This window comes from Corallococcus sp. 4LFB, from assembly GCF_046520365.1.
GTDB classification, from domain to species: Bacteria; Myxococcota; Myxococcia; order Myxococcales; family Myxococcaceae; genus Corallococcus; species Corallococcus caeni.
Genome location: NZ_JBKGHJ010000326.1, coordinates 1 through 10,188 on the forward strand (window position 1 = coordinate 1; position 10,188 = coordinate 10,188).

At 71.6% G+C, this 10,188-nt stretch carries 11 protein-coding genes and 1 pseudogene; 4 read left to right on the top strand and 8 right to left on the bottom strand.

Annotated features, from left to right (window positions below; all coding sequences use genetic code 11):
* The 7 genes and pseudogenes from ACLEQD_RS28585 to ACLEQD_RS28615 all read right to left on the bottom strand — a co-directional run.
* The coding region (locus ACLEQD_RS28585) for a PAS domain-containing protein (RefSeq protein WP_410388303.1) at positions 1-375 on the bottom strand (375 nt) is incomplete at its 3' end.
* A 134-nt stretch (positions 376-509) separates the two neighbouring features.
* A complete protein-coding gene (locus ACLEQD_RS28590; protein ID WP_410388305.1) occupies positions 510-1,178 on the bottom strand; it encodes a DapH/DapD/GlmU-related protein in 669 nt (222 codons plus the stop codon).
* Between the two features lie 27 nt (positions 1,179-1,205).
* Positions 1,206-2,969, bottom strand: coding sequence for a histone deacetylase (locus ACLEQD_RS28595; protein ID WP_410388307.1), 1,764 nt, complete (start codon positions 2,967-2,969; stop codon positions 1,206-1,208).
* A gap of 102 nt (positions 2,970-3,071) precedes the next feature.
* Positions 3,072-3,800 carry a phosphatase PAP2 family protein gene (locus tag ACLEQD_RS28600; RefSeq protein WP_410388309.1) on the bottom strand — a complete coding sequence of 243 codons (729 nt, stop codon included), beginning with the start codon at positions 3,798-3,800 and terminating at the stop codon, positions 3,072-3,074.
* A gap of 66 nt (positions 3,801-3,866) precedes the next feature.
* Positions 3,867-4,046 carry an ExbD/TolR family protein gene (locus ACLEQD_RS28605; protein WP_410388311.1) on the bottom strand — a complete coding sequence of 60 codons (180 nt, stop codon included), beginning with the start codon at positions 4,044-4,046 and terminating at the stop codon, positions 3,867-3,869.
* Between the two features lie 136 nt (positions 4,047-4,182).
* Positions 4,183-4,300: pseudogene (locus ACLEQD_RS28610) on the bottom strand (biopolymer transporter ExbD); the annotation flags it as partial.
* Between the two features lie 12 nt (positions 4,301-4,312).
* Positions 4,313-4,726, bottom strand: a complete 414-nt coding sequence (locus ACLEQD_RS28615) for an ExbD/TolR family protein (protein ID WP_410388313.1) — start codon at positions 4,724-4,726, stop codon at positions 4,313-4,315.
* 307 nt (positions 4,727-5,033) lie between these two features.
* On the opposite strand from ACLEQD_RS28615, the gene ACLEQD_RS28620 reads away from it, so the two are divergent.
* The 3 genes from ACLEQD_RS28620 to ACLEQD_RS28630 all read left to right on the top strand — a co-directional run bounded on the left by ACLEQD_RS28620 (position 5,034) and on the right by ACLEQD_RS28630 (position 8,284).
* Positions 5,034-6,305, top strand: coding sequence for an HNH endonuclease (locus ACLEQD_RS28620; RefSeq protein ID WP_410388315.1), 1,272 nt, complete (start codon positions 5,034-5,036; stop codon positions 6,303-6,305).
* The gene (locus ACLEQD_RS28625) at positions 6,302-6,769 is read left to right on the top strand and encodes an SMI1/KNR4 family protein (protein ID WP_410388317.1); all 468 of its coding nucleotides are present in this window, start codon (positions 6,302-6,304) and stop codon (positions 6,767-6,769) included. Before ACLEQD_RS28620 ends, ACLEQD_RS28625 begins: the two co-directional genes overlap by 4 nt.
* Positions 6,770-6,877: 108 nt before the next feature.
* Entirely contained in the window at positions 6,878-8,284 is a 1,407-nt protein-coding gene (locus tag ACLEQD_RS28630; RefSeq protein ID WP_410388319.1) for an NAD-dependent succinate-semialdehyde dehydrogenase, read from the top strand.
* 11 nt (positions 8,285-8,295) lie between these two features.
* Here ACLEQD_RS28630 and ACLEQD_RS28635 read toward each other — a convergent pair whose 3' ends face one another.
* Complete coding sequence (locus ACLEQD_RS28635) at positions 8,296-9,420, bottom strand: hypothetical protein (RefSeq protein ID WP_410388321.1); 1,125 nt, start codon at positions 9,418-9,420, stop codon at positions 8,296-8,298.
* A gap of 147 nt (positions 9,421-9,567) precedes the next feature.
* On the opposite strand from ACLEQD_RS28635, the gene ACLEQD_RS28640 reads away from it, so the two are divergent.
* Positions 9,568-10,188 (top strand): COX15/CtaA family protein (locus ACLEQD_RS28640; protein ID WP_410388323.1); only part of this gene is annotated, 621 nt, incomplete at its 3' end.

Sequence of the window (10,188 nt, forward strand, 5' to 3'; positions counted from 1 at the left end):
CGCGGCCAGCTCCACCCAGCGGCGGCTGCGGCCGCCGGAGGACATGCGCAGCTCCAGCCGCGTGGGCACGTCCGTGCGCGAGCTCGCCGTGCGCAGCAGCGCGCGCGCCTGGTCCCGGTCCTCCGGGTGGAACAGCTCCACCAGCGCGCGGCCCGTCCACGCGTGCACGGGCGCGCCGACCAGGCGCTCCCAGGCGGGGCTCGCCAGGAGGAGCCGGCCCGCGGCGTCCAGCTCGAAGAGCACCTCGCGCAGGAGTGACCCGGCACGCAGGAAGCGACGGGTGTCCACGAGGTCGCTCGCCACGGAGGACTGCCCCGGCGCGGCGGCGCTCCCCGTCTCGCGTTGCTCCTGCGCCACCTCGGCCTCCTTCAGCACGAATGAAACGGACTCAGCCATGAACACAAGGGACTACGCACCCGGTGCGTACGGCCCGAGCCCTCTTTCCGTTTCACCGCGGCCCGAAGCATAAGGCGCTCGAATGTTTCAAAGTCAATGGACCCGCCCGGGACTCAGGGGTTTCCCTCGGAGTCTGGAGGCTCCCAGCCCCCGGGGATTCCGGAACGTGGGCGTTGACGGCGATCCCCAAGCAGGCGAGCAGGCACGCCCCCGACGATGGCCCACGGGGGCACGTCGCGGGTGACGACGGCGCCCATGCCCACCACCGCGTGGTCGCCCACGGTGACGCCGTCGGTGATGCCCGCGTTGGCGCCCACCCAGACGTCCTGGCCGATCACGATTCCCTTCGACGTGACGGGCTGCTCGCGCACGGGGCGGTCCGGCGCGAGCCCGTGGTCGAAGGCGTAGAGCGTGGCGCCGGTGGCGATGCGGCTGCCCTCGCCAATGCGGATGCCGCACGCGCCGCCGTCCAGGCTGACGCGCGCGTTGAGGCTGACGCGCGGCCCCAGCACCACCGGCCCGTGCACGAAGGCGTCCGCGCCAATGCTGCACCCCGGCCCGATGCGCACCGTGCGGCCGGGCTCCGCGAAGATGCGCGCCTCCGGGGCGATGAAACATCCCTCCGCGATTTCGACGGTCTCCAGCGCGCGCAGGCGGTCCTGCACCTCGCGCTGCCAGGCCTCCGCCCATTCGCGGTGGCGCGGCTTGAGGCTGAAGTAGAGCCACGGCATCCACGACAGCCGCAGCTTGTGCTGTTCACGGCGTTGCGCTTCCAGGTCCACGCCGTGATGACTACCACGGGCGCGGCGTCAGCCAGAGGCAGGCGGCTCCACGGTGAAGTGGCAGCGCTCGCGCTCCTTCGCCACGGCCTCCGCGTCCAGGGGCACGGGCGTCAGGCGGCAGAGCATGTCGTCCGGCTCCCACGGGTACGGCTGGCCGTCCAGGCGCACGCGCCCTTCGGCCACGGCGCGCGTGGCCTCCACGAGCGACAGCGCGGACAGGTCGCGCATCAGCGCCTCGAAGCGGCCCTGGCGCTCCGGGGTGGAGAAGTGGAAGCGGCCGCGCGCGACGACGGCCAGGTGGTACCACATGGGCCGGAAGGCCAGGCCGGCCAGGCCCAGGCGCTGGGCCATGGCGAGCAGCAGCTCCGTCGTCTCGCGCGACAGGCCCAGGCCAGGCACCTCCTGGCCGGGCAGCTGCGGGCGCCTGTCGCTGAAGCGCGCGCGCGGGTGGCGCAGGGACAGCCAGTTGGCGAAGAGGAAGGTCTCCCCCTGGAGGACCTTCCTCTCCAGCACGGAGTCCGACAGCAGGTGTTCGCGGCCGCCCGCGTGGCCCAGCACCATGATGCGGTCGCCGGTGCCGCCGGTGGAGGACACCTGCACGCGCAGGCGGCTGTAGCCCAGGCGCTCCACGTACGACAGCATGCCGTAGCGGAAGAGGGCGTACTCGATGCCCTGCGCGGTGTAGTGGCCCAGCACGCGCGGCTGCACCTCCGGCCCCAGCCGCAGCGGGCCCTCCAGGTCCTCCAGGGAGAAGGGCTCCCAGTCCTGCGTCGTCCCGGCGGTGTTCGCCTGCTCCGGCACCAGCAGGTGCGCGATGCGCTGGAAGCGCGCGCTCAACGGGTCGTAGCGCGCGGTGATGCGCTGGTGGCCCAGGCCCGCGAGCACCAGCACGGTGCCCGCGAACAGCTTCCAGGACTCCGGGTGGTAGCCGCCGCCGGGCAGCCACACGCTGGCCCGTCCCCGCAGCGCGGCGGCGATGGCCACGTCGCGCTTGCGCGCGCCCTGGAGCGTGATGCCCACGCGCCCGAAGCGGTCCCCGGAGAGCACGTCCCCGCCCGCGATGACGAAGGTGATGTCCGACGCGGGCATGCGCGACAGCAGGTCCTTCACCTTCTGCACGTAGGTGACGTCGTCGCACCCGTCGGGCACGCGCGTCTCGTCCACGCCGGGGGGCAGCAGGCCCCAGTCGCTGCCGGACACGGAGCCGATCCACACCTTCGGCTGGCCGGCGAGGCACGCGGCGGTGCCGTCCGGCGGGTGCGCGTCCAGGTCCAGCACGGCCACCGAGCCGTCGAAGCCGGAGGCGCGCAGGTCCGCCACGGCCACGGCGATGTCGTTGACGGTGCAGAAGCCGCCGCCCTTGTCCGGGCGCGCGTGGTGGAAGCCGCCGGCCATGTTGACCACGGGCCCCTGCCGCGCGAGCGCCAGCCGGGCCGCGCCCTGCGTGCCGCCACACACGAGCCGCACGCTGTCCAGCAGCGCGTCCACGGGGACCTCCGACGGGTCGGTGGCGTAGATGCGCGCGAGCGTCGCGGGGTCGGAGAGGGACTCCAGGTAGCGGGCGTCGTGCACGCGCGCGAGCTGGGCGTAGGAGACGGGCACCGGGTGGCGGACGTCCGCGGCGCGCACCACGCCGGCCTCCAGCAGGTACCAGGTGGTGAAGTCGGTGCCGCGCGGCTCGATGCCCACGGCGGACTCGATGCCGGAGAGGGGCAGGCGGTAGGACTCGTCGTAGAAGACGTGCACCCGGCCGCGTCCCAGCCCCAGCCGCCACAGCCACGCCTGGATCATCCGCGCCTCGCGGGCGGCAGGGGGCGGAGGATGTTCACGGGGGCGGTGGACATGGGCGGGTGGAGGCCCCTTCATCCTGCGCGGGGGCCGTGGGCGCAAGGCTCATTCCACGGGGCGGTGGGCCTCCTCGCGCAGGGAGGGGCTGCGGCGGTGCACGGTGCGGGCGGCGACGGTGACGAACAGGGCCCACGCGAGCCCGGCCACCCAGCCGCCGAGCACGTCCGTGGGGTAGTGCACGCCCAGGTACACGCGGGTGCAGCCCACGAGGACGGACAGGACCAGGGCCACGCTGAGGAGGTAGACCTTCACGCGCCGGTGTTCCGCGAACTGGGCCAGCAGCGCGCCCAGCGTGAGGTAGGTGATGGCGGACAGCATCGCGTGGCCGCTGGGGAAGCTGGTGGACAGGGTCTCCGTGAGGTGGGGCACCACCGAGGGGCGCGGGCGGTGGAACAGGTTCTTGAGCAGCGCGTTGAGGAGCCACCCACCGACGATGGCGCCCAGGACGAAGAGGCTGGTGCGGTAGCGGCGCGCCACCAGCAGGAAGCCGCACACGGCCATGGTGAGCAGCGACAGCACCGGGAAGCCGCCCAGCGACGTCACGTCGCGAGCGGTCTCCGCGAGCCACCAGGGCCCCCGGGGCATCGCGGGGTCCTCCGGACGGCGCAGGGAGCGCACGATGCGCTCGTCGATGTCCTGCGTGTCGCCTTCATGCACCTCGTCCGACAGGGCGACGAACCCCAGGACGCACGCGACCACGAGCAACAGCAGCCCCAGGGGCCGCGTCACCATCACGTCCCAACCCGACACCCACCGCCAAGGCCCTCGCGACATGGCCGTGACTTAGGTCAGCGGGTGCGGGCTGGCCACGGGCTTTTCGCGGCGAGTGTTTCCAGGTGCTCAGGGGTGTTCAACGGACAGGCCCAGGGCTTCGGCGCCCGCGGCCTTCGCTCCGTCGAGGGCCGCGACCAGCCGCGTGTACGGCGCGCGGGCGTCCGGCTGGAAGAACAGGCCGCGCTGTCCCTGGGGACGGGCCTCCAGGAAGGCCCGCAGGCGCGGCACGTAGTCCGCTTCGCTCACGGGCTTCCCCTCCAGCAGGAGCGTGCCGTCCGCGGTGAGGCGCACGAGGCCGGGGGCAGCTCCTTCGACGTGGGGGTTTCCTCGGTCGGGGCTGGCTGCGCGGAGGGGAGCTGGAGCGGGAGTTCGCCGCGCATCAACGGGGTCACGACCATGAAGATGATCAACAGCACGAGGACCACGTCCACGAGCGGCGTGACGTTGATGTCGGACTGGAGACCGGACTGGGGCTTCACGATGGGGCGTCTGGAGCGCATGGCGGTCCTCCTTCAGTTCTTCTTCATGGAGACGCCGAGGGACACCTTGCGCGCGCCGGCATCGCGCGACTGCCGCAGGACGCCGAGCACGTCGCCGCACGTCAGCGCCTCATCCGCCTTGAGGAGCAGCTTGCGGTCAGGTTGGGTGCGCAGCTCCTGCTGGACGCGCTCCTGGAAGGAGGCGGTGTCCGGGAAGGCGTCCTTGCCGACGAACAGCGCCTTGTCGGCGGTGAGGGAGAAGACGAGCGGTTCGGGCTTGTCGCGCGTCTCCCCCTGGGCGGCGGTGGGCAGGGTGACGTCCTTGCCCTGCTGGGACATTGGCGTCACGACCATGAAGATGATCAACAGCACGAGGACCACGTCCACCAGCGGCGTGACGTTGATGTCTGACTTCACTCCGCCCCTGCCTCCCACGGCCATTCCCATGCAGGACCTCCACGAGTTCGACGCCATGGGACCACGGGCCCAGCAGGGCGTTGGCCGTGGGCACCCGGTGGTTCGGTCATGGTTCGGTCACGGGGTACGTGGTTGCCTTCTCTCATCGCGGCATCGACAGGAGGCCCGTATGCGATGGCATGGGTGGTTGACGCTTGTATGCGTCGTCCTGCTGGCTACCGGCTGTGCGTCCGTGCCATTCGAACCTGACTCCCAGGACTCCAGCGAGGATGTGCTCGCCCCCTTCCTGAAGTGTTCATCGCCCGCGGCCTTCGTGGCCATGCAGCGAGGGACGGACATGGCCCGGGTGGTCGAGTCACTGAGTGACTGGGACGCCGTCCGGCTGGGCGCCCTGGGCCCGATGGACGCGAAGGCCGCTGAAGTCCTGAGCCGGAAACGCTCGGCCTTTCTCATCAGCGCCTCCGAGCGGTACGGCGTGGCCCGAGCCGAGGTGTTCGCCCTCTTCATCCTCCACTCCACATGCGATGACGAGATGCGTGCCGTGCTTCACCAATTGGCGCAGGACAAGCAGCTTGGCCAGACGCTGGGCGCGATGACCACGGTCCGCGAGCAACTGCACGAGCGCGGCCTGACGTTTGAGACACATGCCGAGCGTCCCGAACGCAGCGGCGATGTCCTCCGGGGCCTGGGCCGCGCCAGCCGGGATGCACTGGCCAGCAGCGAGGTGAGCGCGGGAGCCCGCTACCTGGACCTGTCCTCCAAACGCGAGCAACTGCCTCTGCCCTACCGCCAGGCCCTCGACGAGGTGGAGCGGGCCCTCATGGAGCAGCACTTCGCTGCGGACAGCGTGGCGCTGGGAAGCTTTGACCACCTGACCTTCGGCGTACCGTTGGGCTTCTTCCACCTGTTGGCGGGAACCGCGCAGGGAGCATCGTCGCTGGCCGAGGGCAGGTACGAGCAGGCGTCGCGTGAGTTGGCACCCGCGGCGCTCATGGTCGCGCTGTATGCAGGCGGAAAGGGAGCACGAACACTCCGAGAGTCTTCCGGGACTGTCCTCAACCTGGAGCGATTGAAGGCAGTGGTGGCCAGGCTTGAGGAGCAACTGGGAGTCAACGCGGCCCGTGACGTGTTCCGGTACCTCCAGGCTCGCCGGGAGAATGCCTACGTCGCCGCCGAGTGGGGAGAGGCAGGAGTCCTGGCCCTGCATGAGACCCGGGGCAACGCGGCGAGGGCCCAGGCCATGTTGGCGGAGGCCAAGCGCGAACGGCCACGTACAACCTCAAGCGCGTCCACGGGAGGCTTGTCCACCGACACCCCCATCCGGAATGCGCATCTGGCCGGGAGGACACATCCGGTAACCGGCGTCCCCTTCGACGCGGAGGGCTACCCTGATTTCAAGGCGGCCGGAGTCGTGAAGGCCGAGGTGAGGGTTCCCTATACTGGCTCGCGTGCCGGAGACTTCGCCGCCGCGAACAAGGCAGCGGGCTTGAGGGAAACACCCAAGGGAATGACCTGGCATCACCATCAGGATCGGGCCACCCTGCAACTGGTTCCCACCGCCATTCACGCCCGGACAGGACACACCGGCGGTTTCTCAGGAGGCCCATGATGGCGCGGTTCGTGCGGACGACCGAGATGGGACCCTTGCTGAGCGAGGCGGACCTTGCCGCGTTCGAGCAGCGGTATGCCCTCAAGCTCCCGGTCCCGCTTCGTGAGTTCCTGCTGACCAGCAATGGTGGCCGCCCTGAACGCGACCTCTTCAAGCTCCAGGGCGTGCCGGGAAATCCCTTCGGCCGGATCCATTTCTTCTTCGGTCTCAACGACCCTGTCGAGTCCTGCAACCTCGACTGGAACCTGGAGGTCTTCCGAGACCGCCTTCCGCCGGGGCTGCTCCCCATCGCGACAACGGAAGGCGCGGACAAGATCTGCCTTGCGGTGAGCGGCGCTGGAACAGGACGGGTGTTCTACTGGGACGCGCACGCCCGCAGCGTCCACTTGCTGGCGGAGGACCTGGACACGTTCATCTCGGCACTCCGGTCGGATGCGCTGTCGCCCACTGCCCTGGAATCCTGAGTCACGGCCGCGCGGCGTACGCCCCTGGACGCTCGGGCTCCGGAGGCATTGTCAGGGGCATGTGGCCTGTTATCACCCGGAGACGTTCGCACCGGGAGGCACCCGCACATGGCCATCGCCACCATCAGCCCCACCACCGGCAAGACGCTGCGCACCTTCGACGTGCTCTCGTCCGAGGAACTGGAGCGCAAGCTGCAACGGGCCGCGGACACGTTCCGCTCCTACCGCGAGACGTCCTTCGCCGACCGCGCCCGCTGGATGCGCCGCGCCGCTGAAATCCTCGAGGTCGAGGCCGACCGCTTCGGCCGCATGATGACGGAGGAGATGGGCAAGCCCCTGGAGGCCGCCAAGGCGGAGTCCATCAAGTGCGCCACCGCGTGCCGCTACTACGTCACCCGCGCGGAGAAGCTCCTGCGCGACACGCCCATCGACGTGGATGGCGACACCGCCTTCGTGCGCTACCAGCCCCTGGGCCCCGTCCTCGCCATCATGCCGTGGAACTTCCCCTTCTGGCAGGTCGTGCGCTTCGCCGCCCCCGCCCTCATGGCCGGCAACGTGGGCCTCCTCAAACACGCCAGCAACGTGCCCCAGTGCGCCATCGCCCTGGAAGAAATCTTCCGCACCGCCGGCTTCCCCGAAGGCGCCTTCCAATCCCTGTTCATCGAAACCTCGGAGGTGAACCGCGTCATCGAAGACCCTCGCGTGAAGGCCGTCACCCTCACCGGCAGCGAGGGCGCCGGCCGCGCCGTGGGCGCCGCCGCGGGCCGGGCCATCAAGAAGGTCGTCCTGGAGCTGGGCGGCAGCGACCCGTTCATCGTCATGCCCAGCGCGGACCTGGACAAGGCCGTGCACACCGCCGTGTCCGCGCGCCTCATCAACAACGGCCAGTCCTGCATCGCCGCCAAGCGCTTCATCGTCGCCGAACCCATCGCGCAGGAGTTCGAACGCCGCTTCGTGGAGCGCATGAAGGCCATGGTGGTCGGCGACCCCATGGACCCCAAGACGGACGTGGGGCCGCTCGCCACGCCCGGCATCCTCGAAGGGCTGCACGCCCAGGTGCAGGAGAGCGTGAAGGCCGGCACCCGGCTGCTGCTGGGCGGCAAGCCCCAGGGCGGCCCCGGCAACTTCTACCCGCCCACCGTCCTGGCGGATCCGCCCCCGAAGGCGCCCGCCTTCCATGACGAGCTCTTCGGCCCCGTGGCCACGCTCCTGCGCGCCCGCGACCTGGAGCACGCCATCGAGCTGGCCAACGCGACGCCCTTCGGCCTGGGCGCCAGCGTCTGGACCCAGGACGCGAACGAGCAGCGCCGGCTCATCGACGGCATCGAGGCCGGCATGGTGTTCGTCAACGCGCTCGTCGCCTCCGACGCGCGCCTGCCCTTCGGCGGCGTGAAGCACTCCGGCCACGGCCGCGAGCTGGCCGACCTGGGCATCCGCGAGTTCGTCAACGCCAAGACGGTCCGCATCACCGGCCCGTCCGGCGCACCGCCCCCGTCGAAGCACGCGGGCGAATAGCCCACGCCCCTTCAGCGCGTGCGCACCCGGCCATCCATGGGCGCGCCGTGCACCTCTTCCAGCGCGGACGTCACGGCGTCCACCTCCGCGCCCAGCTGCTCCACGCTGTGGCGCAGGCCCGCGCCCGCCACGTCCGCGTCCGCCGCGTCCGCCGAGCGCACCCGCAGCACCTGCGCGTAGAGGTTCTCCAGCGTGTACGCCAGCCGCGTGTACTCGGCCTCCAGCCGGTCCGCCGCCCGCGTCAGCTCCGCGCGCTGGCGCACCTGCTCGTCCAGCACCTGCAACGCCGCGCGCAGCCGGTCGCGCACCACCACGTCCTCCTCCGCGGCCCAGCGCGTCTCCAGCGTCTTGCGCTCGTCCGCCAGCCGCCGCACGTCCTCCGGCGGCGCCACCGTGCGCAGCTCGCGCTCACGGCGGATGAGCTCATGGCAGCTCTTGCGCAGGTCCTGCACGGTGCGCTCCGGCGAGCGCACCAGCTCCTGCAACACGCCCTTGCCCGCGCGCAGCTCCGCCAGCAGCTTCTCGCAGACGGCGTCCACGCGCTTCAGGCGTGGGTCCACGGGCGCCTCCGGCACCTGCTCCCGTGGCAGCACCGTCGCGGGCGGCTCCTCCACGCGCGTCAGCAGCGGGTTGTTGGCCGGGCGCAGGTGCTTCGCGGCGCCCTTGAAGAACGCGAGCGCCACGAACACCAGCCACCAGTACTGCTGCGGCAGCCGCACCACCGTGGCGATGCACGCCAGCGCGACGACGAGCTGCCCCACGCCCACCACCGGGTTGCGCGAGGCCTCCTCCCGCGCCGCCCGCTCCGCGCGCTTCGCGTCGCGGTGCGCCTGCTGCTGGGCAAGGTACGCGTCGCGCTTGGCCTGCCGCTCCGCGCGGCGCAGGGCGTCCTTCGACTCACGCTCCCACTGCTTCTCCCACCGCTGGCGCTCCCGCTCCGCGCCGCGCTCCCACTCCCGCTCCCAGCGGTCGCGCTCCTTCTCGGTGGGCAGGCGGCCCATCCGGCGCACCCAGGCCTCCAGGGCCGCGTCCTTGCGCGCCCGCCCCTCCTCGATGGCCGCCTCCAGCCGCCGCAGGCGCTCGGCCGCGTCGTGGGCAGGCAGGGAGGCAGGGGGCGCTTCGCGGTCTCGGGGCACGCGGTGACGCTAACAACTTCTCCCAGCCTTGGGGACTGGCGCGGGGCCGCCCATAAGCCCAGGTGTTGAGCCATTGGCGCGCGGCGGGCAGGCGGCCCCGGGCGCGCGGTGGTCCCCCGGGGAGGGATGCGGTAGTGGGAGGGCACGATGACCCTTCCCACCGCCGCGACCCGCCGCTTCCAGTGGTTCAGCCAGGGCGTGCTCCTCTACAGCCTGGGCGTCATCCTCTGGGGCGCGTTCGTGCGCGCCACCGGCTCCGGCGCGGGCTGCGGCGACCACTGGCCCGTCTGCAACGGCGAGGTCCTGCCCCGCGCGCCCTCCGTCCAGACGCTCATCGAGTACACGCACCGGCTCACCAGCGGCCTGGCCACGGTGCTCGCCGTCGCCCTCTACGTGTGGGGCCGGCGCGAGTTCCCCAAGGGCCACCCCGGCCGGCGCGCGGCGTTCTGGGCGCTGGTGTTCATGCTCACCGAAGGCCTGGTGGGCGCGGGCATCGTGCTGCTCAAGTACGTGGCGCAGGACGCGCGCCTGGGCCGCGCGGTGTGGATGGGCGTGCACCTGACCAACACCTTCCTCCTGGTGGGCGCGCAGACGATGGTCGTGTGGGCGTCCCGGGGCCGCGCGCGCATGGCCCTGCGGGGCCAGGGCACGGTGGGCGCGGTGCTGGGCCTGGGCGTGGCCGGCATGCTGGTGCTGGGCATCAGCGGCGCGGTGGCCGCGCTGGGCGACACGCTGTTCCCCGCCACGAGCCTCGCGCACGGCTTCGAG

Coding starts and splice junctions, on each gene's coding strand:
- ACLEQD_RS28595 (WP_410388307.1), bottom strand. CDS start 2,969: ATGATCCAGGCGTGGCTGTGGCGGCTGGGGCTGGGACGCGGCCGGGTG.
- ACLEQD_RS28600 (WP_410388309.1), bottom strand. CDS start 3,800: ATGTCGCGAGGGCCTTGGCGGTGGGTGTCGGGTTGGGACGTGATGGTG.
- ACLEQD_RS28615 (WP_410388313.1), bottom strand. CDS start 4,726: ATGGGAATGGCCGTGGGAGGCAGGGGCGGAGTGAAGTCAGACATCAAC.
- ACLEQD_RS28620 (WP_410388315.1), top strand. CDS start 5,034: ATGGCCCGGGTGGTCGAGTCACTGAGTGACTGGGACGCCGTCCGGCTG.
- ACLEQD_RS28625 (WP_410388317.1), top strand. CDS start 6,302: ATGATGGCGCGGTTCGTGCGGACGACCGAGATGGGACCCTTGCTGAGC.
- ACLEQD_RS28630 (WP_410388319.1), top strand. CDS start 6,878: ATGGCCATCGCCACCATCAGCCCCACCACCGGCAAGACGCTGCGCACC.